Raw genomic sequence first — 26,145 nt, forward strand, 5'->3', positions numbered from 1 at the left:
GTTAAAGTGATTTATTAAGAGTAAGATTTTTTCGGTATTACCAGAGGGCATCTGCTATCGAATAAAGCAGGGAGGGAAAGGTGGAGAGTCGATCTGTAAGCCGGGTTTTGTCGAGGACAGTCATTCCTCTACGACGGCCATCGCTGGACGCCTCTAGCAACCTACCCGGTTCCGACGCGGGCCACGCCTGATGGAACCCTATTTGGTCTTGCTCCGAGTGGGGTTTACCTAGCCACGAACTGTTGCCAGCCGTGCGGTGCGCTCTTACCGCACCTTTTCACCCTTACCGGCACCGAAGTGCTTAGGCGGTTATTTTCTGTGGCACTTTCCGTAGGCTCGCGCCTCCCAGGCGTTACCTGGCACTCTGCCCTATGGAGCCCGGACTTTCCTCCCCCTGCTGTTGCGGAACAAAAGCAGGCAGCGACTGTCCGATCGACTCTCCGCCGCCAAGATTAACGGCACGCGCGCCCGAGAACAAGCAATACCGACATCTATATCAATTTGCCACTACTCGGCTTTCTGCTTTTCCAGGGCCAGTTGATACAGCAGGTTCTTGCGCACCCCGGTAATTTCCGCGGCCAGCGCCGCCGCCCGCTTGAGTGGCAACTCGGCCAGCAGCAGGTCGAGCACCCGCTGCGCCTCGGCACTGATCGCCTGCTCGCCCTCCGGCGCACTCCAGCCACCGACCAGCACCACGCACTCACCGCGCTGCTGGTTGCTGTCGCCAGCAACGAACGCGCGCAGCTCGGCCAGGGGCAGGCCCTTGAGGGTCTCGAAGGTCTTGGTCAGCTCGCGCGCCAAAAGCGCCGGGCGCTCGCCACCGAACACCGCCTCCATGTCCTCGAGGCATTCCAGGATACGGTGCGGGGCCTCATAGAAGATCAGCGTGCGCGGCTCTTCCTTTACCTGCTCCAGGCGCGCCCGGCGCCCCGCTGCCTTGGCCGGCAGGAAGCCTTCGAAGATGAAGCGGTCCGAAGGCAGGCCGGCCGCCGACAACGCGGCGATCAGAGCGCAGGCACCCGGCACCGGCACCACGTTCACACCCGCAGCCCGCGCCTGGCGCACCAGGTGGTACCCCGGGTCGGAAATCAGCGGCGTGCCGGCATCGGAGACCAACGCCACATTCTCGCCCGCCAGCAGCTTGGTGAGAAAACGCCCGCCCTCGTCACGCTCGTTGTGCTCATGGCAGGCCGCCAGCGGCGTGTCGATGCCGAAGTGCTGCAGCAGGCGGATCGAATGACGGGTATCTTCCGCCGCGATCAGGGCCACGTCCGCCAGCACCTTCAGCGCCCGGGCGCTCATGTCGTCGAGGTTGCCGATGGGGGTTGCGACCACATACAGCGTCCCCACGGTGGATTTCGAAGCCCCTGCCACATCAGTCACTGCGCACACCTGTCGTTCGGATCAAAGGCGCCATTGTAGCCCGAGCGCCTGCAACAGGGCGCAAAGAACTTCGCCGACGACCGATGGCAGGCCTCCTATAGTGAAGGATCGACACGGCAACATCGCGCCCCGGCCAGCGCTTGGGTACAATTGCCGGCCACCTTGATCGAGTAACAGGACCTTTACATGATCGCTTGCCTGCGGCTGTTCACAGCCCTCTGCCTTGCTGCCTTGCTGGCAGCCTGCGCCAGCTCGCCCTCATCCAGCCTGGGCGAACTGCCACGCACCCCGGACGCCAGCATCGAGCAACTGCTCGAGAAGGCTGCTTCCAGCAAGTCCGCGGAAGACGCCGCCCTGCTGCGCCTGAGCGCAGCCGACCTGGCCTACAAGCAGAAGGATTTCCCACGCGCCGCACGCATCCTCGAGCAGGTGCCGCTGGACACCCTCAAGCCGGCGCAGCAAGTGTTTGCCAGCACCCTCGGTGCCGAGCTGGCCATGAGCCGCAACCAGCCCAAGGCCGCCCTGACCGCCCTGACCCACCCGAGCCTGCAGCGCGTCGCCGAACTGCCGGAAGAACAGCAAGCGCGCACCTACAGCGTGCACGCGGCCGCCCTCGAAGCCGATGGCCAGGCCCTCGCCGCCGCGCAACAGCGCGTGCTGCTGGCCCCGCTGCTCAGCGGCCAGGCCGCCAGCGCCAACAACGACGCCATCTGGGCACTGGTCGCCTCGCTGCCGGCAGAGCAACTGCAGCAGCCTGGCAACGACCAGACCCTGGCCGGCTGGACCAGCCTGGCCTTCGCGGTAAAAAGCGCCGGCACCCTGGAACAGCAGCAAGCGGCTATCGACGCCTGGGTCAAGCAGCACCCGGACCACCCGGCCGCCCAGCAGCTGCCGCTGGCACTGACCAAGCTCAAGGAACTGGCCAGCCAGCCGCTGACCAAGATTGCCCTGCTGCTGCCTCAGGAAGGCCCGCTGGCCGGTGTTGCCCGCGCCCTGCGTGACGGCTTCATGGCTGCGCACTTCCAGGCCCAGCAAGCCGGCCAGCAGGCGCCAGCCGTGCAGGTATTCGACAGCTCGCGCATCGGTTCGCTCGACGACTTCTATCGCCAGGCCCAGGCCGCAGGCGTACAGCTGGTCATCGGCCCACTGGAAAAACCGCTGGTCAAGCAACTGGCTGCCAAGCCACAACTGCCGATCACCACCCTGGCCCTGAACTACGCCGACGCCGGCCAGAAGGCGCCGCCGCAGCTGTTCCAGTTCGGCCTGGCTGCCGAAGACGAAGCCCGCGAAGTGGCCCGCCGCGCCCGCGCCGATGGCATGGTCCGCGCCGTGGCCCTGGTGCCGAGCGGCGAATGGGGCGACCGCGTGCTTGCCGCCTTCCGCCAGGACTGGGAAGGCAACGGTGGCACCCTGCTCGCCGCCGAGCGCATCGCCCAGCCGGTCGCACTGGCCCAGCAGATTGCCGACCTGTTCCAGCTGCGCCAGAGCGAAGGCCGCGCCAAGAGCCTGCAGAGCACGGTAGGTGGCAGCATCGCCGCGCAGCCGTCGCGCCGCCAGGACATCGACTTCATCTTCCTCGCCTCGACCCCGCAACAGGCCCAGCAGATCAAGCCGACCCTGAACTTCCAGTACGCCGGTGACGTACCGGTCTACGCCACCTCGAACCTGTACAGCGCCAGTGGTGACGTCAACCAGTACAACGACATGAACGGTATCCGCTTCTGCGAAACCCCGTGGCTGCTCGATACCAGCAACAGCCTGCGCCAGCAGGTCGTGCAGCAATGGCCGCAAGCCGCCGGTAGCCTGGGCCGCCTGTATGCCATGGGCGTCGACGCCTACAGCCTGGCGCCGCGCCTGGGCCAGCTGAAAGCGCTGCCGGACAACCGCGTACTGGGCCTTTCGGGCAGCCTGAGCATGAACGCCAACCAGCGTGTCGAGCGCCAGCTGCCTTGGGCCGAGTTCGTCGGCGGCCAGGTCCAGCGCCTGCCAGACACCGCTCGCTGATGGCAGCAGCGTCGCCCACCAGCGCCGGGCAGGCAGCAGAAACCCAGGCCCTTGAATACCTTCAAGGGCAGGGCCTGCAACTGCTGGCGCGCAACTGGCGATGCAAAGGCGGTGAGCTTGATCTGGTCATGCTCGACGCCGATACAGTAGTATTCGTCGAAGTCCGCTACCGGTTGCACGCGGGCTTCGGTGGCGCCCTCGGCAGTATCGACGGGCGCAAGCAGAAACGGTTGGTGCTCGCCGCCAGCCTGTTCCTGCAGAAGGAGCCCCACTGGGGCAACCACCCCTGCCGCTTCGACGTAGTCGCCCTGCAGGGCAGCCACCATGCAGGCAGACCGCTTCAATGGCTGAAAAACGCCTTCGAATGCTGAACCCACTCCGATTTTTTTGCTCTATGTTTCGCGGGCTGGTCGTTGTTGCGCGTAGCAAAGGCCACCGCCCCACTTAAGGTCACCAGATGGACATGCAATCCCGAATTCGCCGGCTGTTCCAGGCCAGCATCGATACCAAGCAACAGGCAATGGACATCCTGGCACCGCACATCGAGCAGGCCAGCCTGGTCATGGTCAATGCACTGCTCAACGAGGGCAAGATGCTCGCCTGCGGCAACGGCGGCTCGGCCGGCGATGCCCAGCACTTTTCCTCAGAGCTGCTCAACCGCTTCGAGCGCGAACGCCCGAGCCTGCCGGCCATCGCGCTGACCACCGACAGCTCGACCCTGACCTCGATCGCCAACGACTACAGCTACAACGAAGTCTTTTCCAAGCAGATCCGCGCGCTGGGCCAGCCTGGTGACGTTCTGCTGGCGATCTCCACCAGCGGCAACTCGGCCAACGTGATCCAGGCGATCCAGGCCGCACATGACCGCGAAATGATTGTCGTAGCATTGACGGGTCGCGATGGCGGCGGCATGGCTTCGTTGCTGCTGCCCGAAGACGTGGAAATCCGCGTACCTTCGACGGTTACCGCGCGCATCCAGGAAGTCCACCTGCTGGCGATCCACTGCCTGTGTGATCTGATCGACAGCCAACTGTTCGGGAGTGAAGAATGACCCCTATGCGCCTCGGCCTTATGGCCCTGACCCTGTGCCTGAGCGTTACTGGTTGCAGCTCGGTACTGACCTCTACCCGCAATTCGCCGATCGAGGACGATCGCGGCACGCGCACCATCGGCAGCAAGATCGACGATTCGCTGATCGAAACCAAGGCCTCGGTCAACATCGCCAAGGCCAGCCCTGACCTGGACAAAGGTTCGCACATCGTTGTCAGCAGCTACAACGGCATCGTCCTGCTGGCCGGCCAGACCCCGCGCGCCGACCTCAAGAGCCTTGCCGAGCAGACTGCCAGCCAGGTACAGCGGGTCAAGAAAGTGCACAACGAGCTGCAGGTGATGCAGCCCTCCTCCATCCTGGCGCGCAACAACGACGCCTGGCTGACCACCAAGATCAAGACCCAGATGCTGACCGACAATGCCGTGCCCAGCTCGCGCATCAAGGTGATTACCGAGAACGGCATCGTCTACCTGCTCGGCCTGGTGACCCAGCAGGAGGCCAACTCGGCCACTGCCGTGGTACAGGGCGTTTCGGGTGTGCAGAAGATCGTCAAGCTGTTCGAGTACATCGACTGATTCATCAGCCTGTACCGGCCTCTTCGCGGGCTTGCCCGCTCCCACAGGGTTTAGCGTATCCCTGTGGGAGCGGGCAAGCCCGCGAAGAGGCCGGTACAGGCAAGCACAACACCTTGTCTTTTCAGAAATCCAGGAAACACCGCATGAAAAAGCTTCTGCTGCCTGCCCTGCTGTTCGGCACTTTCGCCACCCTGGCCGGCTGCTCCACACCAAGCCTGATCACCCTCAACGATGGCCGTGAAATCCAGGCCGTCGACGTACCGGAATTCGACCGCGATGCCGGCTTCTACGAGTTCCAGCAACTCGACGGCAAGCGTACCCGCATCAACAAGGACCAGGTACGCACCATCAGCGACCTGTAAGCCAGGGCTGGCAGTAACAAAAAAGGCGATCCGGTTGGATCGCCTTTTTTGTTACTTGACCACTTTCAGGCTTGGTCGGCCAGTCGGGCGTGGCGGCTGGCCACCACCTTCTGGCGGGCCATTGTCGTCCGGCTGCACATCATCATCTTCCGGCTCATCGTCATCCATCACGGGCGGCTCCAGCTCGAAGACCATACCCTGGCCATTTTCGCGGGCATAGATACCCAGAATGGCGCCAACCGGCACGAACAGCGAGTGAGCCACGCCACCGAAGCGGCCCTCGAAGCTGACCGCGTCGTTGTCCATGTGCAGGCTGCGCACGGCACTTGGCGAGATGTTCAACACGATCTGGCCATCACTGGCGAAACCTTGCGGTACCTGCACCGCCGGGAATTCGGCATTGACCAGCATATGGGGCGTGCAATCGTTGTCGACGATCCACTCGTACAGTGCTCGAACCAGATAGGGGCGACTGGAGTTCATCAACGGCTCCTTAAAGCTTGCGCATTTCACGTTCTACAGAGGACAGGCTCGCCTGGAAAGGCTCGCGGGCGAACTGCCGCTCCATGTAATCCAGCAGCGGCTTGGCTTGCCGCGGCAACTCGATACCCAACACCGGCAGACGCCAGAGTATGGGCAGTAGACAACAATCGACCAGGCTTTGCTCCTCACTCATGAAGCAGGCGAACTCGCCGAACAACGGCGAGACCCCGGTCAGGCTCTCACGCAACGCCTTGCGCGCTTCGGCTCGGGCAGCCTCGCTGCTGCGCGGGTCAAGCACGGTATCGGCCAGGGAGCACCAGTCACGCTGGATGCGATGCATCAGCAAGCGGCTGTTGCCCCGCGCAACCGGGTACACCGGCATCAGCGGCGGATGCGGATAACGCTCCTCGAGGTATTCCATCACCACGGTCGATTCATACAGCGCCAGGTCACGGTCGACCAGGGTCGGCACGCTGCCGTAAGGGTTCACCTCGGCCAGCTTGGGCGGCAGGCGGCCGGGGTCGACATCGATGACCTGCACGCTGATACCCTTCTCGGCCAGCACGAGGCGTACCCGATGAGAATAGTGATCAGCGGGGTCGGAATAGCAGGCTAACCTGTTGGTTGCGCCCATGTAGCGCCTCCTCGCACGGGATGCTTGTGAAACTGTAAATGAAAACGCGCCCGTGGTGACCTGGCAGATCTGCCAGGCCACCACGGGCGCGTTCAACAACCAGAAACTACTGCGTGATCAGTGCACGTCCTTCCAGTATTCACGCTTGAGCAAGTAGGCGAATACGAAGAAGAAAGCCAGGTACAGCAACACGTAGGTACCGATGCGCTGGCTTTCCAGTTTGACCGGGTTGGCCGAATAGGCCAGGAAGGTCACCAGGTTCTTGACCTTCTCGTCGAACTGCTCGGTCGTCAGGGTACCGGAATTCGGCGTAATGGTCAGCTGGTCGCAGGCTTCATGGGTGATCGGGGCGCCGGTCAACGGGTCGAATTGCTTCTTGCCATCGGTCACGGTCTGCACCTGTTTGCAGCCGACGTACTGGTTGCCCTGCAGGCCAACCAGCACGTTTGGCATACCGACGTTCGGGAACACCTTGTTGTTCACCCCATAAGGCCGCGACGGGTCCTCATAGAAGCTGCGCAGGTAGGTGTACAGCCAGTCGGTGCCACGCACCCGCGCCACCAGGGTCAGGTCTGGCGGTGCGGCGCCGAACCAGGTCTTGGCGTCACTGGGCTTCATGCCGATCTGCATGTGGTCACCGATCTTGGCACCGGTGAACACCAGCTTCTCGAGCATCAGCTCGTGGGGGATGCCAAGGTCATCGGCCACCCGCTCGTAACGCTGGAACTTGGCACTGTGGCAACCCATGCAATAGTTGGCAAAGGTACGCGCACCGTCCTGCATGGCGGCCTTGTCGCCCAGGTCGATGTCGACCTTGTCCAGCTCCAGGCCCGTTTCGGCCGCGAAGGAAAAGGCAGGCATCACTGCCAGCAAAAATACTGCAATCAACTTTTTCATCAGCCAGTCACCCTTTCCGGAACCGGTTTGGTCTTCTCGAGCCTTGTGTAGAACGGCATCAGCAGGAAGTAGGCGAAGTACAACACCGTGCACACCTGCGACAGCAAGGTACGCCCAGGTGTCGGCGCCAGTACGCCCAGCACGCCGAGGATGACGAAGGCCACGCAGAACACCAGCAGGAAGAGCTTGCTGATCCAGCCCTTGTAGCGCATGGAGCGCACCGGGCTGCGGTCGAGCCAGGGCAGCACGAACAACACGGCAATGGCCGCACCCATGGCGATGACGCCCATCAGTTTGTCAGGCACCGCACGCAGGATCGCGTAGAACGGCGTGAAGTACCACACAGGCGCAATGTGCTCGGGGGTCTTGAAGGCGTTCGCCTGCTCGAAGTTAGGTTTCTCCAGGAAGTAACCGCCCATTTCCGGGAAGAAGAACACCACGGCGCAGAACACGAACAGGAACACCACCACGCCGACAATGTCCTTGACGGTGTAGTACGGGTGGAACGGGATACCATCCAGCGGGATACCGTTCTCGTCCTTTTTCTTCTTGATGTCGACGCCATCGGGGTTGTTCGAACCCACTTCGTGAAGGGCGAGGATGTGCAGCACCACCAGGCCGAGAATCACGATCGGCAGGGCGACCACGTGCAGGGCGAAGAAGCGGTTCAGGGTGATACCCGAGATCAGGTAGTCACCGCGGATCCACTGGGTGAGGTCGCCACCGATCACCGGAATGGCACCGAACAGCGAGATGATCACCTGGGCACCCCAGTACGACATCTGGCCCCACGGCAGCAGGTAGCCCATGAAGGCTTCGGCCATCAGCGCCAGGTAGATCAGCATGCCGAACAGCCAAACCAGTTCACGCGGCTTCTGGTAGGAGCCATAGAGCAGGCCGCGGAACATGTGCAGGTAGACCACGATGAAGAACGCCGATGCACCGGTCGAGTGCAGGTAGCGCAGGATCCAGCCGTATTCCACGTCACGCATGATGTACTCGACCGAGGCGAACGCCTCTTCCGCCGAGGGCGTGAAGCTCATGGTCAGCCACACACCGGTGACGATCTGGTTGACCAGCACCAGCAGCGCCAGGGAGCCGAAGAAGTACAGGAAGTTGAAGTTCTTGGGCGCGTAATACTTGCTCAGGTGGTCTTCCCACATCTTGGTGGCGGGGAAGCGAGCATCAATCCAGTCCATGAACTTGCTCATCATGCGTTCTCCTGGTCAACGCCGATGACGACGATCTCGTCCGACTCGTAAGAGTGCGGTGGCACGGGCAGGTTGAGAGGTGCCGGCTGCGACTTGTAGACACGCCCGGCCAGGTCGTAGTGGGAGCCGTGGCACGGGCAGAAATAGCCACCGACCCATTTCGGGCCAAGGTCGGCGGGTGCGACTTCCGGACGGAAGGTGGGCGAGCAGCCCAGGTGTGTGCACAGGCCGACAAGGATGAGGATTTCCGGCTTGATCGAACGAACCTGCGGGTCGACGTAGGTGGGCTGTACCGAGGCCTTGGACTCGGGGTCAGCCAGGTCACCGACGACCTTTTTCAGGTTACCGAGGATCTCGTCCGTTCGCCGCACGATGAACACCGGCTGGCCACGCCACTCGGCCACCATCTGCTGCCCGGCCTCGACCTTGGCGATATTGACCTTCACCGGTGCGCCCGCGGCTTTCGCCTTGGCACTGGGAAACCATGACCCCACGAACGGTACCGCAGCCCCCACTGCCCCCGCTGCCCCGACTACAGATGTCGCGGCTACGAGGAAGCGGCGCCGGCCTGCGTTGACGCCGTCATTGCTCATTCAGTCCTCTCCCATCAGCTTGCTTGGCCAGTTGGACCTGGCCTGTACTTAGGTAATGTCTGTGGCACTAAAAATTGGCCGCCATGGTAAGAAACAAATCCACACACTGACAAGGTGATTACCCGGGGAACGGGCTACAACCCTCGCTTTGCTTGATCTGCGTCTATGCGGCAAGTCGTCACCGACATGCTGACAGGTTAGTTCAAGACATAAAAAAAGCCCGGTTCCAAGGAACCGGGCTTTTTTCGACTGCCGAAGCGGTATTAACGCTTGGAGTACTGAGGACGCTTACGCGCTTTACGCAGACCCACTTTCTTACGCTCAACTTCACGAGCGTCGCGGGTGACGTAGCCAGCACGACGCAGAGCGCCACGCAGGGTTTCGTCGTATTCCATCAGAGCGCGGGTGATACCGTGACGGATCGCACCGGCTTGACCGCTGACACCACCACCGGAAACGGTGACGTAGATGTCGAACTTCTCGACGGTTTCGGTCAGCTCGAGCGGCTGACGAACAACCATGCGAGCGGTTTCGCGACCGAAGAACACGTCCAGAGAACGGTTGTTGATGGAAATGTTACCAGTACCCGGACGCAGGAATACGCGAGCGGTTGCGGTCTTGCGACGGCCAGTGCCGTAGTTTTGAGTCGCCGACATAATGAACTATCCCGTTAGATCTTCAGTTCTTGAGGCTGCTGAGCAGTGTGTGGGTGAGCAGCACCCGCGTACACTTTCAGCTTGCGGTACATGTCGCGACCCAGCGGGTTCTTCGGCAGCATGCCTTTGACCGCAGTTTCGATAACACGCTCAGGGGCCTTGGCGATCAACTTCTCGAAGTTGATTTCCTTGATACCGCCCGGGAAACCGGAGTGGGAGTAGTACATCTTGTCGGAAGACTTGGCACCAGTCACACGAACCTGCTCGGCGTTGATGACGACGATGTAGTCGCCGGTGTCAACGTGAGGGGTGTATTCTGGTTTGTGTTTGCCACGCAGACGGCTAGCGATTTCGGTAGCCAGACGACCCAGGGTCTGGCCAGCGGCGTCGACTACGAACCACTCGCGCTTTACTGTTTCCGGTTTAGCAGTAAAAGTTTTCATTCTCTAAAGCCTCAGAGGCCGCCCAGCGAAAAATAGACGGCGAATCTTACTGGATAGTGCACAGCTTGCCAAGGGCAAGCGCGCAGCCGAACGCTGACGCTTTTGGGGGCTCGGGTCAGGCACGCCAATGTTCGACGGGGTTCTTCCTGCGTGGTGGTGCATCACTTCCGCCACACGGAGAGGGGCCGAATTATCCAGATTGCGCGAAAAATTTCAACCTGCTTTGATGGGCTTCTTTGTCAAGGAGTGTCTACCCGATGGAATACCGCCAGCTCGGCCGTACCGACCTCAATGTCAGCGCCCTGTGCCTGGGCACCATGACCTGGGGCGAGCAGAACGTCCAGGCCGAGGCCTTCGAGCAGATTGCCCGGGCCAAGGCCGCCGGGGTCAACTTCATCGACACCGCCGAGATGTACCCGGTGCCGCCCCGCCCCGAAACCTACGCCGCCACCGAGCGCATCATCGGCAACTGGTTCCGCGCCAATGGCGATCGCGACGACTGGGTGCTGGCCAGCAAGGTCGCCGGCCCCGGCAACGGCATCAGCCACATCCGCGACGGCCAGCTCAAGCACAACCGCCAGCACATCGTCGCCGCGCTGGACGAGAGCCTCAAGCGCCTGCAGACCGACCGCATCGACCTGTACCAGTTGCACTGGCCCGAGCGCAGCACCAACTTCTTCGGCAAGCTGGGCTACCAGCACCTGCCACAGGACCACTTCACCCCGCTGGAAGAAACCCTCGAAGTGCTCGACGAGCAGGTGCGCGCGGGCAAGATCCGCCACGTCGGCCTGTCCAACGAAACGCCTTGGGGCACCATGAAGTTCCTGCAACTGGCCGAAAGCCGCGGCTGGCCGCGAGCGGTGTCGATCCAGAACCCGTACAACCTGCTCAACCGCAGCTTCGAGGTGGGCCTGGCGGAAGTTGCCATCCGCGAGCAGTGCGGCCTGCTGGCCTATTCGCCGCTGGCGTTCGGCATGCTTTCCGGCAAATACGAGAACGGCGCACGCCCGGAAAACGCACGCCTGACCCTGTTCAGCCGCTTTGCCCGCTACTCCAACCCACAGACCGTGGCGGCCTGCAGCCGCTATGTGCAGCTGGCCCGCGAGCACGGCCTGGACCCGGCGCAGATGGCCCTGGCATTCGTCACCCGGCAGCCGTTCGTGACCAGCAACATCATTGGCGCGACCAGCCTCGAGCAACTGGACAGCAACCTTGCCAGCCTCGAGCTGAGCCTGAGTGATGAACTGCTGGCGGCGATCGAGGCGATTCACCAGGAGCAACCGAACCCGGCGCCTTGAGCCGGACCCTGTGTTGTGTTCTTCGCGGGCTTGCCCGCTCCCACAGGACCTCACTGCCCCTCAGGCCTGCGGGGTACCTGTGGGAGCGGGCAAGCCCGCGAAGAAACCAGCGCGGTGTAGCAGGCTAGACACAATCGCCAAAAAATAAGACGATCCAGCCGGTGATTGACCACTCTACCCTATAAGAACAATGACAATGATGTTTACCCAACCCTCCGCGTCGCTGCGGCGCGTCAGCATCCTGGCCATTGACAAGGTGTTCGCTTCGACCTTGATGCAGGCCAAGGATTTCTTCCACCTCGCCAGCTTGCGCTACAGCAAGCAGCTGGGCCTGGGCCTTCAGCCCATGTTCGAGATCCGCCTGGTGAGCCCGGACGGCCAGCCCGTGGACAGCTTCAGCAATGTGCAGCTGCCGGTCGAAGGCGGCCTGGACGACGCCGATGTGATCATCCTCCCGGCCTTCTGGGACGACTTCGACAACCTGCTGCAACGTTATCCACAGGTGCTGCCGTGGCTGCGTGAACAGCATGCCCGTGGCGCTGTGCTGTGCGCCGAGGCCAGTGGTGTGTTCTGGCTGGCCGAGTCCGGCCTGCTCGACGGCAAGGAAGCGACCACCTACTGGCGCTTCTTCAACAGCTTTGCCGAACGCTTCCCGAAGATCCGGCTGAACCAGGACAAGCACCTGACCGACGCCGACAACCTGTACTGCGCCGGCGGCACCACCTCGGCCTGCGACCTGTACATCTACCTGATCGAACGCTTCTGTGGCGCCAACGTGGCCCGCGCCGTGTCCCGCGACATCCTCTACGAGGTGCAGCGCAACTACACCCCCGGGCGCATGGGCTTTGGCGGGCAGAAGCTGCACCAGGACCTGATCATCCTGCAGATCCAGCACTGGCTGGAGGAACACTTCGCCGACAAGTTCCGCTTCGAGGACGTGGCCCGCAACCACGGCATGAGCATTCGCAATTTCATGCGCCGCTTCCAGGGCGCGACGGGTGACAAGCCGCTGCACTACCTGCAACGGCTACGGATCGAGACGGCCAAGGGGTTGTTGTCGAGTACGCGCAAGAGCATCAAGACCATCAGTTACGAGGTGGGCTATGACGATGCCAGTTTCTTTGCGCGGCTGTTCCGCCAGCACACTGAGTTGTCGCCGAACCAGTATCGGCAGCAGTTCATGCAGGAGGCTTGAGGCCAATGGGGCTGCTCTGCAGCCCATCGCAGGCAAGCCAGCTCCCACAGGTATTGCATAAGTCTCAAGGGCTGCGCTAAACCTGTGGGAGCTGGCTTGCCTGCGATGGGCCGCAAAGCGGCCCCGGCAATTTCAAGGCTTGTGCGCCCGCGCCAGAAACTCGTGCGACTGCATCTCCAGCAAGCGGCTCAGGGTACGCTGGAACTCGAAGGCCAAGCGCCCACCGGTATACAGGTCCTTCAGCTCCACCTCGGCCGAGATGATCAGCTTGACGTTGCGGTCGTAGAACTCATCCACCATGTTGATGAAGCGGCGGGCGATGTCGTCGGTGGTGACACTCATCTGCTCCACGTTGCTCAACAGCACGGCATGGAAGATCTTGCCCAGTTCGATGTAGTCGTTCTGGCTGCGGGGGCCGTCGCACAGGGCGCGGAAGTCGAACCAGGCCACGTCATCACAGGTAAGCAGGGCATTTATCGGGCGATTCTCGATCATCAGCACGTCGTTCTCGACCGCCTGGGTGCATTCAGGGGTCAGCGCCTTGAAGCTGGCGCGCAGGCTCTGGTGCGCCGCCTCATCGAGCGGGTAGTGGTACAGCTCGGCCTGCTCCAGGTGACGCAGGCGGTAGTCGACCCCGCTGTCGACGTTCACCACCTCGGTGTACTGCTTGATCATGGCGATGGCGGGCAGGAAGCGCGCGCGCTGCAGGCCGTCCTTGTACAGGCCGTCCGGCACGATGTTGGAAGTAGCCACCAGCGATACGCCGTTCTTGAACAACTCTTCCATCAGGGTGCCGAGGATCATCGCATCGGTAATGTCCGATACGAAGAACTCGTCGAAACAGATGACCTTGGCTTCTTCGCTGAAGCGCTTGGCAATGATGGTCAGCGGGTTCTTCTCGCCCTTGAGGGTTTTCATTTCCTCGTGCACACGCTTCATGAAGCGGTGGAAGTGCGTGCGCATCTTCTGCTTGAACGGCAGCGCCTCGAAGAAGGTATCGACCAGGTAGGTCTTGCCGCGCCCTACCCCACCCCAGAAGTACAGGCCCTTGACCGGGGTCTGCTCCTTCTTGCCGAACAGCTTGCCGAACACGCCCGGCTTGTTGTTCTGCGCGTGCACCAGGTCGTCATACAGGCGCTGCAGGTGACGCACCGCAGTTTCCTGCGCCGCGTCATGGAAGAAGTCGGGACGTTTCAGATCTGCTTGATATCGTTCTAGGGGCGTCATGATTCGTTAGCGAGGCAACAAAAAACGGGCCGTCACTGTAGCGACAGGCCCGCTTAATGGCAATCAGTCTGTGGGAGCGGGCGTGCCCGCGAACGCCGGCAAAGCCGGTGCCATGCAACGCGGCGCCTGTTTCGCGGGCACGCCCGCTCCCACAGTTTCACCATCTTCAGTCCGGTTGAGGAGCAAGCGCTGCACGCAGGCTTTCAATGGCCGAATCACGGGCTTCGGCGCTGTCGAACTGCGGCCCGTCGGCAACCTGTTCGCCGTTCAGCCACAGGCCGAAGCCCAGGCCTTCGACGCGCACATCCGCCTCGCCACCTTGCTGCAGCTGCTTGCTCACGGCGCCGGCGCTCTTGCCGTCGGCAAAGCTGCGCGACAGCAGCAGTTGCTCGCCATCAGCGGCAAGCAGGCGGAAGCGGAAGCTGCCGTCTTCATCGCGGAAGCTGACGAAACGCGCGCTCTTGGCGGCCTTCTTCTTCACTTCGGTGCTGGCCTGCACGCTGCTGCGGAACGAACGCAGGCCAACGGCCTCGCGCAGTTGCTCGAGGAATGGCGTGGCGATCTTGCGAGCCTTGGCGGCGCCGGCCAGCAGGATGTCTTCCAGGTCCGCCGGGCGGGCGATCAGCTGGTGGTAGTACTCGCGCTTCTCGGCCAACTGGCCGTCCAGCAGCTGGAACAGGCGCTGCTTGGCCTCGCCCCAGCCCAGGCCCTGCAGCAGCTCTTCACGGAACTCGGCGCACTGCGCCGGCGTCGAGAAGGCCTGGAACAGGGTGAACAGGTGAGCGTTGTCCGGGTCTTTCGCTTCGCCAGGCGCACGCGAGTCGGTGACGATGCGCGAGATGGCGTCTTTCATCTCCTTGGCGCTGGTGAACAGCGGGATGGTGTTGTCGTAGCTCTTGGACATCTTGCGCCCGTCCAGGCCCGGCAGGGTCGCCACGCTCTCTTCGATCACCGCTTCCGGCAGGGCGAAGAAGTCCTTGCCCTGGCCGAACAGGTGGTTGAAGCGTTGGCCGATGTCGCGGGCCATTTCCACGTGCTGGATCTGGTCACGGCCGACCGGCACCTTGTTGGCGTTGAACATCAGGATGTCCGCGGCCATCAGCACCGGGTAGCTGTACAGGCCCATGGTCACGCCGGCATCCGGGTCTTCGCCGTTTTCCAGGTTCTTGTCCACCGAGGCCTTGTAGGCGTGCGCGCGGTTGAGCAGGCCCTTGGCGCTGACGCAGGTCAGCAGCCAGGTCAGCTCGGGGATTTCCGGGATATCGGACTGGCGGTAGAAAGTCACCTTGTCCGGGTCGAGGCCACCGGCCAGCCAGGTGGCGGCGATTTCCAGGCGCGAACGCTGGATGCGCAGCGGGTCGTCGCACTTGATCAGGGCGTGGTAGTCGGCCAGGAAATAGAACGAGTCGACACCGGGCTGCTGGCTGGCACGGATCGCCGGGCGGATGGCGCCGGCGTAGTTGCCCAGGTGCGGAGTGCCGGTGGTGGTGATACCGGTGAGAATGCGCGTGGTCATGGGTGTTCGCTTATTCAGGCTTGGCTCAGTTCGAAAGGCGCGGCAGCAGCAGATCCTTCAGATCGGTCAGCTTGCCATGGAAGAAGTGTCCGCATTCTGCCACTTTAAGCAGCTCATGGGGGCGCGACAGGTTGTCGGACCATTCGTAAACCAGCCGCGGCGCGACGACTTCGTCGGCGTCAGGCTGCACCACGGTGATCGGGCAGCGCTGCGGCAGCGGGAAATCCGCCGTCAGGCGCATGACCGCCGGGGCGATCATGAACAGCTGCTGCAGCTCTACTCCAGTGGCCTCGAGACGGCCGGCCAGGCTGGTGGCGACGAAGCCGCCGAACGAAAAGCCCATCAGCACCAGCGGCAGGCCCAGATGCTTCTCGCGCAGCCAGGCCGCAGCGGCCTCGGCATCGGCCACCTCGCCAGCGCCCATGTCATGGGTGCCGGCGCTCTGCCCGACGCCACGGTAGTTGAACCGCAAGGTCACGTAGCCGGCGTCGCGGGCGGTGCGTTGCAGGGTCGAGACCACCTTGTTGAGCATGGTGCCACCCTGGACCGGGTTGGGGTGGCAGATCAGCACCGCGCCACGTGCATTGGCCACGTCCAGGTACAAGGCTTCCAGCTGGCCGCTGGGGCCATCGATGAACAAGGGGGTTTCGCGGACAAGCAAGGCACTACTCCGTGACCTCGGGAGGGGTCGATTCGTCTAGGTGAGGAATTCTGTTCTGATTTGCGATCGCTCGCGGTATACAGCGCAGGTCTGAGCCGTTAACGTAAAGCAAAGCCGTTTATAGAGGAAGGACTCGTGGAACTCTCGCTCCTTGTTTGGTTGTTGCCGACCCTGGCCCTGGTCATCGGCGTGGTGGTTGGTTTCGTCGTCGCTCGCCTGCTGCCCAATGCCGCGCCGAGCAGCACCCAGCGTCAGCTGGATGACATCCAGAAGCGTTTCGACAGCTACCAGAACGAAGTGGTCACCCACTTCAACAGCACCGCCGTGCTGGTCAAGAAACTGACCCAGAGCTATCAGGACGTCCAGGATCACCTGGCCGACGGCGCCAATACCCTGGCCCTCGACGACGTGACCCGTCAGCGCCTGCTGGCCGCCCTGCATTCCGAAGGCAGCCAGGGCCCACGTGACCGCCTGACCCCGCCGAAAGACACTGCCGAAGTGCCACGCGACTACGCGCCGAAAGCGCCGAACTCGCCGGGCATGCTTGACGAGAGCTACGGGCTCAAGCGCTGATCTGCCGAACATGAAAAAGGCCTCGCAAGAGGCCTTTTTTGTGGGCTGGATTCACTGGCCTCTTCGCGGGCTCGCCCGCTCCCACAGGTACACCACAGCATTTGAAATTTGTGGAATACCTGTGGGAGCGGGCATGCCCGCGAAGAGGCCGGCCCAGGCAACCTAGCTGCAAGCCTGCAATGCCTGCTCGACATCCGCCAGCAGGTCCTCCACATCCTCCAGCCCCACCGACAGGCGCACCAGCCCCTCCGATATCCCGTGATGCGCCCGCTCCTTCGCGGTATAGCTGGAGTGCGTCATGCTCGCCGGATGCTGCGCCAGCGACTCGGCATCGCCCAGGCTCACCGCACGGGCAAACAGTTGCAGGGCATTCATGAACCTGCGCCCGGCCTCGATACCACCCTTGAGCTCGAAGGCGATCATCCCGCCCGGCAAGCGCATCTGCCGCTGCGCCAGCTCGTACTGGGCAAACGACGGCAACCCCGGGTAGTGAATCAGCTCCACCTGTGGCTGCCGGGCCAGAAACTCCGCCACCTGCAGGGCATTGGCGCAATGGCGGTCCATGCGCAGGGCGAGGGTCTTGATCCCGCGCATCAGCAGCGCCGCATCGTGGGGCGACAGCACCGCCCCGGTCATGTCCTTCAGCCCTTCCAGGCGAATGCGGTCAACCAGCGCCTTGCTCCCCACCACCAGCCCGGCAGTGATATCACCGTGGCCACTGAGGTACTTGGTCGCCGAATGCACCACCAGGTCCGCCCCCAGTTCCAGCGGCCGCTGCAGGTAGGGCGTGCAGTAGGTGTTGTCGACCACCACATGCACATCATGCCCGCGCACCGCCTCGGCCACCGCGGCGATATCCACCAGCTGCATGTTGGGGTTGGCCGGCGTTTCGAAGTAGATCATCCGCGTTTTGCTGTTGATCGCCGCTTTCAGGGCCTTGGCGTCGTTCAGGTCGACATGGCGGATCTTCACCCCGAATTCGCCAATGCCATGGTGCAGGAAAGCAAAGGTGCAGCCGTACAAAGTACGCCCGACGATCAGCTCATCGCCGGGGCGCAGCAGGGTCCAGATCGTCGATGTGATGGCCCCCATGCCCGACGCCAATGCCAACCCCGCCTCACCGCCCTCCAGAGAGGCCATGCGCTGTTCCAGCAGGGCCAGGGTAGGGTTGGAGATGCGGCTGTAGAAATGCCCCGGCTCCTCCCCGGCAAAGCACGCAGCGCCGTATTCCACGGTGGGGAAGGCATAGGTAGCGGTCTGGTACACCGGCGGCACCAGGGCGCCACCGTGGGAAAGCGGGTCGTAGCCATGGTGAATGGCCCGCGTGGAAAAACCGGTGTTGTTATGGGAGTCGCGCATGGCAACAGCCTCTTGTGGTTTGCTATAAGCTTATGCCACCTAGCTGCCCGATTTTTTCCAAAATGGCCCACGCATCCGTGTGCTTGTTGGAACAAAAACAATAATTACCGGACCAGGAGGGCAAAACATGCCTTCAAGCCTCGACCGCACCGACCGCGCCCTGCTCGCGGCCCTGCAGGACAACGCCCGCCTCACCGTTGCCGAACTTGCCGACCAGGTAGCGCTGACCACCTCGCCGTGCTGGCGGCGGGTCAAGTTGCTGGAGGACAACGGCTACATCACCGGCTACCAGGCCATCCTCTCGCCCAAGTCGCTGGGGTTTGGCGTGACCGCGTTCGTCAGCATCATGATGGACTCGCACACCAAGGACATGGCGCTGGCGTTCGAGCAGCGGCTGATGGAAATTCCCGAGATTGTCGCCTGTCACAACATCTCCGGGCGTTACGACTTCTTGCTGGAGATTCTGGCGCGGGATCTGGAGTCGTTTGGCGAATTCACCCGGGAAGTGCTGCAGCGGTTGCCGGGGGTGAAGGAGATCTACTCGAGTTTTTCCTATAAGGCGGTGAAGGAACGGCGGGTGATACCGGTGTCGGAAAAACACATCTGAACAACTTGCGCGCTCCGTTTGGGAGCAACTGTCTTGCTCAAAATCTAGAAGCTTGCGCAGTCCCTGTGGGAGCGGCTTTAGCCGCGAACACCGGCACAGCCGGTGCCATCCACCGCGCCGCCTGCTTCGCGGGTGAACCCGCTCCCACAGGTACAGCGTGAGCCCGAAGCATGCGCTGTATCTGCGGGAACGAGAAACAAAAAACCCCGCCGAAGCGGGGTTTTTCTTGCAGGCTAGCGCTTAGATCGCACCACGCTGACGCAGCACGTCCAGCACCTGTTTCACGCCCTCGTCCACGCTGGTGGCCTGGGTGTCGATCACAAGGTCGGCGTCCAGCGGCACATCGTACGGGAAGCTTTCGCCCGGGATGTTGTCGCCACCAGCAGCGTACAAGCCTTGCGGGTCGCGCTCACGGCAGGCCAGCGGCGAGGCCTGGACGTAAACGGTTACCAGGCGCTCCTTGCCGATCAACGCCTTGGCCTGTTCGCGGCCTTCGGCATCCGGGGCCACGAACGCGGCCAGGGTCAGCAGGCCGGCTTCGTTGAACTGGCGCGCCACGTGGGCGGCGCGGCGCCAGTTTTCGGTACGGCCGGCGCGGTCCTGTGGCAGGCCCTTGTTCAGGTCGTGGCGCAGGTTCTGGCCGTCGAGCACGTACACCGCACGGCCCATGTCGAACAGCTTGCGCTCCACGGCGTAGGCCAGGGTGCTCTTGCCAGCGCCGGACAGGCCACTGAACAGCACGGTCGCAGGCTGCTGGCCGAAGCGCAGGGCGCGCTCTTCGGTGGCCACATGGCACAGCTTGCCATGATGGCCGGTGCTGCCGTGCGGCAGGACTGGCGGGGCGATGATCATGCCGGCGCCGACGGTGCCGTTGGTCAGGCGGTCGATGACGATGAACGCACCGGTGGTGCGGTTGCTGTCGTAACCGTCCAGGGCGATCGAGGCGTCCAGGGACACCTTGACGCGGCCGATCTCGTTCAGCTGCAGCGCGCTGGCAGCGCCCTGCTCCAGGGTGTTCACATCGACCTTGTGGGTGATGCTGGCAATCGAGCCCGGCACGTAGCTGGTGGCGCGCTTGATGTCGTATTTCTTGCCCGGGAGCATCGGCTCCTCGGCCATCCACACCAGCATGGCGTCGAACTGGTCGGTGACCGGCGGGACGTTGTCGGCATGCACCAGCAGGTCGCCACGGGAGATGTCGATCTCGTCTTCCATGGTCAGGGTCACGGCCTGGCCAGGGCCTGCGTTTTCCAGCTCGCCTTCGTAGGTGACGATGGACTTGACGCGGCTGCTCTTGCCCGACGGCAGCACGACGATTTCGTCGCCCTTGTGCACCACGCCGCTGGCGATGGTGCCGGCGAAGCCACGGAAGTTCAGGTTCGGACGGTTGACGTACTGCACCGGGAAGCGCAGGTCGGTGAAGTTGCGGTCGGCCGACACTTCGACGGTTTCGAGGATTTCCATCAGCGTCGGGCCGGCATACCACGGCGAACGCTCGCTGTGGTTGACCACGTTGTCACCCTTGAGCGCCGACATCGGCACGAAGTGCAGGCTGCTCGGGGTCAGGTTGATGGCTTCGGCGAACTTCAGGTAGTCGGCCTTGATCGACTCGAAGACGTCCTGATCGAAGCCCTTGAGGTCCATCTTGTTGACCGCGACGACGATGTGCTTGATGCCCAGCAACGAGGCAATGTAGCTGTGGCGGCGGGTCTGGGTCTGCACGCCGTAGCGGGCGTCGACCAGGATGATCGCCAGGTCGCAGGTGGACGCGCCGGTAGCCATGTTGCGGGTGTACTGCTCGTGGCCCGGGGTGTCGGCAATGATGAACTTGCGCTTGGCGGTGGAGAAGTAGCGGTAGGCGACATCGATGGTGATGCCCTGCTCGCGCTCGGCCTGCAGGCCGTCGACCAGCAGTGCCAGGTCGACTTCCTCGCCGGTGGTGCCGACTTTCTTCGAATCACGGGTGATGGCCTCGAGGTGGTCCTCGTAGATCATCTTCGAGTCGTGCAGCAGGCGCCCGATCAGGGTGCTCTTGCCATCGTCGACGTTGCCGCAGGTCAGGAAGCGCAGCAGTTCCTTGCGCTCGTGCTGGGCCAGGTAGGCGAGGATGTCCTCGCTGATCAGATCAGATTGGTGCGACATGGAGTAACCCTGAAATTAGAAGTAGCCTTGGCGTTTCTTGTCTTCCATGGAACCGGCGCCATCGTGGTCGATGACACGGCCCTGGCGTTCGGACGTACGGGTCAGGAGCATTTCCTGGATGATGTCCGTCAGGGTCTCGGCTTCCGACTCGACAGCACCCGTCAACGGGTAGCAGCCGAGGGTACGGAAACGCACCTTCTTCTTGACGATGCGCGCTTTCTCTTCATCGGTGAGATGTTCGAGGATGCGTTCGTCGTCGATCATGATCAGGGTGCCGTTCTTCTCGATGACTTCACGCTCGGCGGCGAAGTACAGCGGCACGATCGGGATGCCTTCGAGGTAGATGTACTGCCAGATGTCCAGCTCGGTCCAGTTCGACAGCGGGAACACGCGGATCGACTCGCCCTTGTTGACCTTGCCGTTGTACACGTTCCACAGTTCCGGGCGCTGGTTCTTCGGGTCCCAGCGGTGCTTGCTGTCACGGAACGAGTACACACGCTCCTTGGCCCGCGATTTCTCTTCGTCGCGGCGCGCACCACCGAAGGCGGCGTCGAAACCATGCTTGTCCAGTGCCTGCTTCAGGCCCTGGGTCTTCATGATGTCGGTGTGCTTGGAGCTGCCATGGGTGAACGGGTTGATGCCCTGCGCCACACCCTCGGGGTTGACGTGGGTGATCAGCTCCAGGCCCATTTCCTCGACCATCTTGTCGCGGAAGCTGTACATCTCCTGGAATTTCCACTGGGTGTCGACGTGCATCACCGGGAACGGCAGCTTGCCCGGGAAGAAGGCCTTGCGCGCCAGGTGCAGCATCACGGCGGAATCCTTGCCGATCGAGTACAGCATCACCGGGTTGTCGAACTCGGCGGCCACCTCGCGGATGATGTGGATGCTCTCCGCCTCCAGCTGTTTCAAGTGCGTCAGTTTGTCGACCATGGCTACTCACGAAAAACGATCTTATGGACGGCCTGCGGGCCGTGTTCGAGCGAGCCACTTTATCACAGCGGCTGCTTCTATTTAGGAGGCTGGCTAGATCGAAAAAGTCTAACGATATGACTGGGGGTTTGGGCTGGAATTGGGGCCGCTCTGCGGCCCTTCGCGGGCACGCCCGCTCCCACAGGTGCAGCGGAGTCCTTGTGGGAGCGGGCGCGCCCGCGAAGAAGGCGACGCCGATATCAGATCGGGTTCGGGCAATCGATGAACAGGTGCTCCACGGCAAAGCGCCGCGCCAGGTAATCACCCAGCGCCTGTACCCCATACCGCTCGGTGGCATGGTGCCCGGCGGCAATGAAGCTGACGCCATTCTCGCGGGCACTATGGTAGGTCTGCTCCGACGCCTCGCCGGTCAGGTACAGGTCCACCCCGGCCGCGATCGCCGTGTCGATGTAGCCCTGCCCGCCCCCGGTGCACCAGCCGACCCGGCGGATCGTCTGCTCACCTTCGACCAGCAAAGGCTCACGCCCCAGCACCTCCCGCACCCGCCGGGCGAAGTCGCGGGCGGTCATCGGCTCGGCCAGCGAGCCGACCATGCCGACTACCTTGGGGTTTTCCGGGTCCAGCGGCCCTTCGACAGTGATGTCCAGCTGCCGCGCCAGTTGCACGTTGTTGCCCACGTCCGGGTGCACATCCAGCGGCAGGTGGAACGCCAGCAGGCTGATGTCGTTGTTCAACAGGGTCTTCAGCCGGCGCTGCCGGATACCGGTGACGCACGGGTTCTCGCCCTTCCAGAAGTAGCCATGGTGCACCAGCACCAGGTCGGCCTCGGCCTCGACCGCCGCATCCAGCAGCGCCTGGCTGGCGGTAACGCCGCTGACGATGCGGCTGACCTGCGGCCGGCCTTCGACCTGCAGGCCGTTGGGGCAATAATCCTGGATCTTCGCGCTGCCCAGGTAACGCTCGGCTTCCTCGACCAGGGTGTTCAGAGCGACGGCCATGAAAATCTCCTCGAAATCTGCGTTTTTCTCGGGCACAACGCCCATGCAACGCCCGTATAATGCCGGCCATTATGGGCCGTCGCCGGCACTGGGGGAACCGGTGTATGATCGCGCGCGCTCATGCCCCACCGCACGGTCACCGTCCCCCGGCCCTTTCCAGGATTCATTCATGTTCAAGGCTTTGCGTTATTTTGGCTGGCCCCTGCTTACCGGCGTACTGATCGCCATGCTGATCATCCAGCGCTTCCCGGAATGGGTCGGCCTGCCCAGTCAGGACGTCAACCTGCAACAGGCGCCGCAGACCTCGCGGATCATGCAGGGCCCGGTATCCTACGCCGACGCCGTGACCCTGGCCGCCCCGACGGTGGTCAACCTGTACACCACCAAGGTGGTGAACAAGAGCGCCCACCCGTTGTTCGAAGACCCGCAGTTCCGCCGTTTCTTCGGCGACAACCTGCCCAAGCAGCGCCGCTGGGAGTCGAGCCTGGGCTCGGCGGTGATCATGAGCCCCGAGGGCTACCTGCTGACCAACAACCACGTCACCAGCGGTGCCGACCAGATCGTCGTGGCCCTGAAGGATGGCCGCGAGACCCTGGCCCGGGTCATCGGCAGCGACCCGGAAACCGACCTGGCGGTGCTGAAGATCGACCTGAAGAGCCTGCCGGCGATCACCATCGGCCGCTCCGACAACATTCACATCGGCGACGTGTCGCTGGCCATCGGTAACCCGTTCGGGGTCGGCCAGACCGTGACCATGGGCATCATCAGCGCCACTGGCCGCAACCAGCTGGGCCTGAACAACTACGAAGACTTCATCCAGACCGACGCCGCGATCAACCCGGGCAACTCCGGCGGTGCGCTGGTGGATGCCAACGGCAACCTGATCGGCATCAACACGGCGATCTTCTCCAAATCCGGCGGTTCGCAGGGCATCGGCTTCGCCATCCCGGTGAAACTGGCACTGGAGGTGATGAAGTCGATCATCGAGCACGGCCAGGTGATCCGTGGCTGGCTGGGTATCGAAGTACAGCCGCTGAGCCAGGAGCTGGCCGAATCGTACGGCATGAAGGACCGCCCGGGCATCGTGGTGGCGGGTATCTTCCGCGAAGGGCCGGCGGCAAAGGCCGGTTTGCAGCTGGGTGACGTGATCCTGAGCATCAACGGCGAGCCGGCCGGTGACGGGCGCAAGTCGATGAACCAGGTGGCGCGGATCAAGCCCAACGAGAAGATCACCATCGAGGTGATGCGCAATGGGCAGCAGTTGAAACTGATCGCCGAGGTGGGGCTGCGGCCGCCACCGGCGCCGGCAGTCGCCAAGGAAGAGAAGTAAGGCTTCGATCTGGGGCTGCTTTGCAGCCCATCGCCGGCAAGCCAGCTCCCACAGGTATTGCACAGGGCTTGAGGCTGATGTGATACCTGTGGGAGCTGGCTTGCCGGCGATGGGCCGCAAAGCGGCCCCTTTTGCATCAATGCAGGATCTGGCTCAGGAACAACTTGGTCCGGTCACTGCGTGGCCGGTCGAAGAAGTCATCCGGCGCCGCCTGCTCGACGATCTCGCCCTTGTCCATGAAGATCACCCGGTTCGCCACGGTCCGGGCAAAGCCCATCTCGTGGGTCACGCAGAGCATGGTCATGCCATCCTCGGCCAGGCCCACCATGGTATCGAGCACCTCCTTGACCATTTCCGGGTCCAGCGCCGAGGTCGGTTCGTCGAACAGCATGATCTTCGGCTTCATGCACAACGCGCGGGCAATCGCCACACGCTGCTGCTGGCCACCGGACAACTGCCCCGGGTACTTGTGCGCCTGCTCCGGAATACGCACCCGCTCCAGGTAGTGCATGGCGATTTCCTCGGCCTTGCGCCGCGGCATCTTGCGCACCCACATCGGCGCCAGGGTGCAGTTTTCCAGGATGCTCAGGTGCGGGAACAGGTTGAAGTGCTGGAACACCATGCCCACTTCGCGGCGGATGGCCTCGATCTGCTTGAGGTCGTTGGTCAGCTCCACACCATCGACCACGATGCGCCCCTGCTGGTGCTCTTCCAGGCGGTTGAGGCAACGGATGGTAGTGGACTTGCCCGAGCCGGACGGCCCGCACAGCACGATGCGCTCGCCCTGGCGCACGTTCAGGTTGATGTCCTTGAGCACATGGAACTGGCCGTACCACTTGTTCACGCCCTGCATCTGGATGATGCCTTCGGGGCCGGCAGGCTGCTTGATCGCTTCACTCATTTCGAAACTCCTAACGCTTGTGGCCAGTGTCCAGCTTGCGCTCCAGGTGCATGGAGTAGCGGGACATACCGAAACAGAAAATCCAGAACACCAGGGCGGCGAACACGTAGCCCTCGGTAGCCATGCCCAGCCAGGCCGGGTCGGCGGCGGCTTGCTTGACGCTGTTCAGCAGGTCGAACAGGCCGATGATGATCACCAGGCTGGTGTCCTTGAACAGGGCAATGAAGGTGTTGACGATGCCGGGAATCACCAGCTTGAGCGCCTGCGGCAGAATCACCAGGCCCATCGCTCGCCAGTAGCCCAGGCCCATGGCAGCTGCAGCTTCGTACTGGCCCTTGGGGATGGCCTGCAGGCCACCACGCACCACCTCGGCGATGTACGCCGACTGGAACAGGATCACGCCGATCATCGCCCGCAGCAGCTTGTCGAAGCTCATGCCCTCAGGCAGGAACAACGGCAGCATCACCGATGACATGAACAGCACGGTGATCAGTGGCACGCCGCGCCAGAACTCGATGAAGGTCACGCACACCACCTTCACCGCCGGCATCTTCGAGCGCCGCCCCAGGGCCAGCAGGATGCCCAGCGGCAATGCGCCGACAATGCCCACGGTGGCGATCACCAGGGTCAGCATCAGCCCGCCCCACTGGCTGGTCGGTACGTTTTCCAGGCCCAGCACGCCCCCGTGCAGCAGGGCGTAGGCCAGCAGCGGGTACAGCACCAGGAAGCCCAGGCCGTAGAAGGCCTTGCGCGGGAAACGCTTGATGAACAGCGGCGCGGCGCCGAGCACGGCAAGCCACACGGTCAGGTCCACGCGCCAGCGCAACTCGGCCGGGTAGTAGCCATACATGAACTGGCCGAAGCGCTGCTGCACGAACACCCAGCAGGCGCCCTCCTTGGTGCAGTCGGCGCGGGTGGTACCGACCCAGTTGGCGTCAAGCAACGCCCACTGCAGCAACGGTGGCACGATCAGCCACACCAGGTAGAGGGCGAACAGGGTCAGCAGCGTGTTGAGCCAGCTGGAGAACAGATTGGCACGCATCCATGCGAGCACGCCTACGGTTTTCACCGGTGGCGGCATGTCGGGTTTGAAAACATGGGCATTCACGGGCG

At 62.8% G+C, this 26,145-nt stretch carries 27 protein-coding genes and 1 other RNA gene; 10 read left to right on the forward strand and 18 right to left on the reverse strand.

The features are described 5' to 3' along the window. Nucleotides 1-80 precede the first annotated feature (80 nt). Both rnpB and rsmI read right to left on the reverse strand, forming a co-directional pair. Nucleotides 81-440, reverse strand: an RNA gene (rnpB, locus tag CAG44_RS11755) — RNase P RNA component class A. A 67-nt stretch (nucleotides 441-507) separates the two neighbouring features. Further along, entirely contained in the window at nucleotides 508-1,383 is an 876-nt protein-coding gene (rsmI, locus tag CAG44_RS11760; protein ID WP_043935900.1) for a 16S rRNA (cytidine(1402)-2'-O)-methyltransferase, read from the reverse strand. A 186-nt stretch (nucleotides 1,384-1,569) separates the two neighbouring features. Here rsmI and CAG44_RS11765 point away from each other — a divergent pair, with 186 nt between their 5' ends. The 5 genes from CAG44_RS11765 (at nucleotide 1,570) to CAG44_RS11785 (ending at nucleotide 5,375) form a co-directional block, all read left to right on the forward strand. Beyond that, entirely contained in the window at nucleotides 1,570-3,387 is a 1,818-nt protein-coding gene (locus tag CAG44_RS11765; RefSeq protein ID WP_085692179.1) for a penicillin-binding protein activator, read from the forward strand. Beyond that, nucleotides 3,387-3,758, forward strand: a complete 372-nt coding sequence (locus CAG44_RS11770; protein WP_013974121.1) for a YraN family protein — start codon at nucleotides 3,387-3,389, stop codon at nucleotides 3,756-3,758. The genes CAG44_RS11765 and CAG44_RS11770 overlap by 1 nt, the downstream gene beginning before the upstream one ends. Nucleotides 3,759-3,844: 86 nt before the next feature. After that, nucleotides 3,845-4,438: a phosphoheptose isomerase gene (locus CAG44_RS11775; protein WP_012274070.1), complete on the forward strand. Its 594-nt coding sequence runs from the start codon at nucleotides 3,845-3,847 to the stop codon at nucleotides 4,436-4,438. Then, nucleotides 4,435-5,013 carry a BON domain-containing protein gene (locus CAG44_RS11780; RefSeq protein WP_015271720.1) on the forward strand — a complete coding sequence of 193 codons (579 nt, stop codon included), beginning with the start codon at nucleotides 4,435-4,437 and terminating at the stop codon, nucleotides 5,011-5,013. The genes CAG44_RS11775 and CAG44_RS11780 overlap by 4 nt, the downstream gene beginning before the upstream one ends. A 143-nt stretch (nucleotides 5,014-5,156) precedes the next feature. Next, nucleotides 5,157-5,375 (forward strand): YgdI/YgdR family lipoprotein, encoded by a 219-nt coding sequence (locus CAG44_RS11785; RefSeq protein ID WP_025340556.1) that lies wholly within the window; start codon nucleotides 5,157-5,159, stop codon nucleotides 5,373-5,375. 51 nt (nucleotides 5,376-5,426) lie between these two features. Here the strand turns inward: CAG44_RS11785 and CAG44_RS11790 are convergent, their stop codons facing one another. The 7 genes from CAG44_RS11790 to rplM all read right to left on the reverse strand — a co-directional run bounded on the left by CAG44_RS11790 (nucleotide 5,427) and on the right by rplM (nucleotide 10,292). Next, nucleotides 5,427-5,858 (reverse strand): ClpXP protease specificity-enhancing factor, encoded by a 432-nt coding sequence (locus CAG44_RS11790; protein WP_085592143.1) that lies wholly within the window; start codon nucleotides 5,856-5,858, stop codon nucleotides 5,427-5,429. 10 nt (nucleotides 5,859-5,868) lie between these two features. Then, complete coding sequence (locus CAG44_RS11795) at nucleotides 5,869-6,492, reverse strand: glutathione S-transferase N-terminal domain-containing protein (protein WP_085692180.1); 624 nt, start codon at nucleotides 6,490-6,492, stop codon at nucleotides 5,869-5,871. A 117-nt stretch (nucleotides 6,493-6,609) separates the two neighbouring features. Next, on the reverse strand, nucleotides 6,610-7,389 hold the full coding sequence (locus CAG44_RS11800) for a cytochrome c1 (RefSeq protein WP_085614300.1): 780 nt from the start codon (nucleotides 7,387-7,389) through the stop codon (nucleotides 6,610-6,612). Further along, the gene (locus CAG44_RS11805) at nucleotides 7,389-8,600 is read right to left on the reverse strand and encodes a cytochrome bc complex cytochrome b subunit (protein WP_025340560.1); all 1,212 of its coding nucleotides are present in this window, start codon (nucleotides 8,598-8,600) and stop codon (nucleotides 7,389-7,391) included. Before CAG44_RS11805 ends, CAG44_RS11800 begins: the two co-directional genes overlap by 1 nt. Next, nucleotides 8,600-9,193 carry a ubiquinol-cytochrome c reductase iron-sulfur subunit gene (petA, locus tag CAG44_RS11810; protein ID WP_015271723.1) on the reverse strand — a complete coding sequence of 198 codons (594 nt, stop codon included), beginning with the start codon at nucleotides 9,191-9,193 and terminating at the stop codon, nucleotides 8,600-8,602. Before petA ends, CAG44_RS11805 begins: the two co-directional genes overlap by 1 nt. Nucleotides 9,194-9,456: 263 nt before the next feature. Beyond that, the gene (rpsI, locus tag CAG44_RS11815) at nucleotides 9,457-9,849 is read right to left on the reverse strand and encodes a 30S ribosomal protein S9 (RefSeq protein WP_003260797.1); all 393 of its coding nucleotides are present in this window, start codon (nucleotides 9,847-9,849) and stop codon (nucleotides 9,457-9,459) included. Between the two features lie 14 nt (nucleotides 9,850-9,863). Further along, nucleotides 9,864-10,292: a 50S ribosomal protein L13 gene (gene rplM, locus CAG44_RS11820; RefSeq protein ID WP_003260798.1), complete on the reverse strand. Its 429-nt coding sequence runs from the start codon at nucleotides 10,290-10,292 to the stop codon at nucleotides 9,864-9,866. A 257-nt stretch (nucleotides 10,293-10,549) separates the two neighbouring features. On the opposite strand from rplM, the gene CAG44_RS11825 reads away from it, so the two are divergent. Continuing rightward, complete coding sequence (locus CAG44_RS11825) at nucleotides 10,550-11,590, forward strand: NADP(H)-dependent aldo-keto reductase (protein WP_023662822.1); 1,041 nt, start codon at nucleotides 10,550-10,552, stop codon at nucleotides 11,588-11,590. A 274-nt stretch (nucleotides 11,591-11,864) separates the two neighbouring features. Then, entirely contained in the window at nucleotides 11,865-12,785 is a 921-nt protein-coding gene (locus tag CAG44_RS11830) for a GlxA family transcriptional regulator (RefSeq protein WP_075047039.1), read from the forward strand. A gap of 132 nt (nucleotides 12,786-12,917) precedes the next feature. Here the strand turns inward: CAG44_RS11830 and zapE are convergent, their stop codons facing one another. From zapE to CAG44_RS11845, 3 genes are all read right to left on the reverse strand, one after another. Next, nucleotides 12,918-14,012 carry a cell division protein ZapE gene (gene zapE, locus CAG44_RS11835; protein WP_085692181.1) on the reverse strand — a complete coding sequence of 365 codons (1,095 nt, stop codon included), beginning with the start codon at nucleotides 14,010-14,012 and terminating at the stop codon, nucleotides 12,918-12,920. Between the two features lie 166 nt (nucleotides 14,013-14,178). Next, a complete protein-coding gene (locus CAG44_RS11840) occupies nucleotides 14,179-15,528 on the reverse strand; it encodes a tryptophan--tRNA ligase (protein WP_025340563.1) in 1,350 nt (449 codons plus the stop codon). A gap of 25 nt (nucleotides 15,529-15,553) precedes the next feature. Beyond that, nucleotides 15,554-16,189: an alpha/beta hydrolase gene (locus tag CAG44_RS11845; protein WP_085692182.1), complete on the reverse strand. Its 636-nt coding sequence runs from the start codon at nucleotides 16,187-16,189 to the stop codon at nucleotides 15,554-15,556. A gap of 135 nt (nucleotides 16,190-16,324) precedes the next feature. Here CAG44_RS11845 and CAG44_RS11850 point away from each other — a divergent pair, with 135 nt between their 5' ends. Further along, the gene (locus CAG44_RS11850) at nucleotides 16,325-16,762 is read left to right on the forward strand and encodes a YhcB family protein (protein WP_025340565.1); all 438 of its coding nucleotides are present in this window, start codon (nucleotides 16,325-16,327) and stop codon (nucleotides 16,760-16,762) included. Between the two features lie 162 nt (nucleotides 16,763-16,924). On the opposite strand, the gene CAG44_RS11855 is transcribed toward CAG44_RS11850, so the two are convergent. Continuing rightward, nucleotides 16,925-18,121 (reverse strand): methionine gamma-lyase, encoded by a 1,197-nt coding sequence (locus tag CAG44_RS11855; protein ID WP_085692183.1) that lies wholly within the window; start codon nucleotides 18,119-18,121, stop codon nucleotides 16,925-16,927. A 127-nt stretch (nucleotides 18,122-18,248) separates the two neighbouring features. On the opposite strand from CAG44_RS11855, the gene CAG44_RS11860 reads away from it, so the two are divergent. After that, nucleotides 18,249-18,728 (forward strand): Lrp/AsnC family transcriptional regulator, encoded by a 480-nt coding sequence (locus CAG44_RS11860; protein ID WP_016498026.1) that lies wholly within the window; start codon nucleotides 18,249-18,251, stop codon nucleotides 18,726-18,728. 240 nt (nucleotides 18,729-18,968) lie between these two features. Here the strand turns inward: CAG44_RS11860 and cysN are convergent, their stop codons facing one another. From cysN to CAG44_RS11875, 3 genes are all read right to left on the reverse strand, one after another. Beyond that, nucleotides 18,969-20,870 carry a sulfate adenylyltransferase subunit CysN gene (gene cysN, locus CAG44_RS11865; RefSeq protein WP_085592155.1) on the reverse strand — a complete coding sequence of 634 codons (1,902 nt, stop codon included), beginning with the start codon at nucleotides 20,868-20,870 and terminating at the stop codon, nucleotides 18,969-18,971. A gap of 15 nt (nucleotides 20,871-20,885) precedes the next feature. After that, nucleotides 20,886-21,803 (reverse strand): sulfate adenylyltransferase subunit CysD, encoded by a 918-nt coding sequence (cysD, locus tag CAG44_RS11870; RefSeq protein ID WP_013974136.1) that lies wholly within the window; start codon nucleotides 21,801-21,803, stop codon nucleotides 20,886-20,888. Nucleotides 21,804-22,042: 239 nt separating this feature from the next. Further along, complete coding sequence (locus CAG44_RS11875) at nucleotides 22,043-22,801, reverse strand: Nif3-like dinuclear metal center hexameric protein (RefSeq protein WP_085692184.1); 759 nt, start codon at nucleotides 22,799-22,801, stop codon at nucleotides 22,043-22,045. A gap of 169 nt (nucleotides 22,802-22,970) precedes the next feature. Between CAG44_RS11875 and algW the strand changes: the two genes are divergently transcribed. Continuing rightward, the gene (algW, locus tag CAG44_RS11880; RefSeq protein WP_025340570.1) at nucleotides 22,971-24,131 is read left to right on the forward strand and encodes a Do family serine endopeptidase AlgW; all 1,161 of its coding nucleotides are present in this window, start codon (nucleotides 22,971-22,973) and stop codon (nucleotides 24,129-24,131) included. 136 nt (nucleotides 24,132-24,267) lie between these two features. On the opposite strand, the gene CAG44_RS11885 is transcribed toward algW, so the two are convergent. Further along, complete coding sequence (locus tag CAG44_RS11885; RefSeq protein ID WP_003251792.1) at nucleotides 24,268-25,032, reverse strand: amino acid ABC transporter ATP-binding protein; 765 nt, start codon at nucleotides 25,030-25,032, stop codon at nucleotides 24,268-24,270. Between the two features lie 10 nt (nucleotides 25,033-25,042). Beyond that, nucleotides 25,043-26,140 (reverse strand): amino acid ABC transporter permease, encoded by a 1,098-nt coding sequence (locus CAG44_RS11890; protein ID WP_085692185.1) that lies wholly within the window; start codon nucleotides 26,138-26,140, stop codon nucleotides 25,043-25,045. Nucleotides 26,141-26,145: the final 5 nt, after the last annotated feature.

This window comes from Pseudomonas sp. B13(2017) (assembly GCF_002113245.1).
GTDB classification, from domain to species: Bacteria; Pseudomonadota; Gammaproteobacteria; order Pseudomonadales; family Pseudomonadaceae; genus Aquipseudomonas; species Aquipseudomonas putida_Z.

Coding starts and splice junctions, on each gene's coding strand:
- CAG44_RS11790 (WP_085592143.1), bottom strand. CDS start 5,858: ATGAACTCCAGTCGCCCCTATCTGGTTCGAGCACTGTACGAGTGGATC.
- algW (WP_025340570.1), top strand. CDS start 22,971: ATGTTCAAGGCTTTGCGTTATTTTGGCTGGCCCCTGCTTACCGGCGTA.
- CAG44_RS11800 (WP_085614300.1), bottom strand. CDS start 7,389: ATGAAAAAGTTGATTGCAGTATTTTTGCTGGCAGTGATGCCTGCCTTT.
- CAG44_RS11795 (WP_085692180.1), bottom strand. CDS start 6,492: ATGGGCGCAACCAACAGGTTAGCCTGCTATTCCGACCCCGCTGATCAC.
- CAG44_RS11825 (WP_023662822.1), top strand. CDS start 10,550: ATGGAATACCGCCAGCTCGGCCGTACCGACCTCAATGTCAGCGCCCTG.
- CAG44_RS11875 (WP_085692184.1), bottom strand. CDS start 22,801: ATGGCCGTCGCTCTGAACACCCTGGTCGAGGAAGCCGAGCGTTACCTG.
- zapE (WP_085692181.1), bottom strand. CDS start 14,012: ATGACGCCCCTAGAACGATATCAAGCAGATCTGAAACGTCCCGACTTC.
- CAG44_RS11765 (WP_085692179.1), top strand. CDS start 1,570: ATGATCGCTTGCCTGCGGCTGTTCACAGCCCTCTGCCTTGCTGCCTTG.
- CAG44_RS11885 (WP_003251792.1), bottom strand. CDS start 25,032: ATGAGTGAAGCGATCAAGCAGCCTGCCGGCCCCGAAGGCATCATCCAG.
- cysD (WP_013974136.1), bottom strand. CDS start 21,803: ATGGTCGACAAACTGACGCACTTGAAACAGCTGGAGGCGGAGAGCATC.
- petA (WP_015271723.1), bottom strand. CDS start 9,193: ATGAGCAATGACGGCGTCAACGCAGGCCGGCGCCGCTTCCTCGTAGCC.
- CAG44_RS11805 (WP_025340560.1), bottom strand. CDS start 8,600: ATGAGCAAGTTCATGGACTGGATTGATGCTCGCTTCCCCGCCACCAAG.
- CAG44_RS11860 (WP_016498026.1), top strand. CDS start 18,249: ATGCCTTCAAGCCTCGACCGCACCGACCGCGCCCTGCTCGCGGCCCTG.
- CAG44_RS11840 (WP_025340563.1), bottom strand. CDS start 15,528: ATGACCACGCGCATTCTCACCGGTATCACCACCACCGGCACTCCGCAC.
- cysN (WP_085592155.1), bottom strand. CDS start 20,870: ATGTCGCACCAATCTGATCTGATCAGCGAGGACATCCTCGCCTACCTG.
- CAG44_RS11770 (WP_013974121.1), top strand. CDS start 3,387: ATGGCAGCAGCGTCGCCCACCAGCGCCGGGCAGGCAGCAGAAACCCAG.
- rplM (WP_003260798.1), bottom strand. CDS start 10,292: ATGAAAACTTTTACTGCTAAACCGGAAACAGTAAAGCGCGAGTGGTTC.
- CAG44_RS11830 (WP_075047039.1), top strand. CDS start 11,865: ATGCAGGCCAAGGATTTCTTCCACCTCGCCAGCTTGCGCTACAGCAAG.
- rpsI (WP_003260797.1), bottom strand. CDS start 9,849: ATGTCGGCGACTCAAAACTACGGCACTGGCCGTCGCAAGACCGCAACC.
- CAG44_RS11855 (WP_085692183.1), bottom strand. CDS start 18,121: ATGCGCGACTCCCATAACAACACCGGTTTTTCCACGCGGGCCATTCAC.
- CAG44_RS11775 (WP_012274070.1), top strand. CDS start 3,845: ATGGACATGCAATCCCGAATTCGCCGGCTGTTCCAGGCCAGCATCGAT.
- CAG44_RS11780 (WP_015271720.1), top strand. CDS start 4,435: ATGACCCCTATGCGCCTCGGCCTTATGGCCCTGACCCTGTGCCTGAGC.
- CAG44_RS11785 (WP_025340556.1), top strand. CDS start 5,157: ATGAAAAAGCTTCTGCTGCCTGCCCTGCTGTTCGGCACTTTCGCCACC.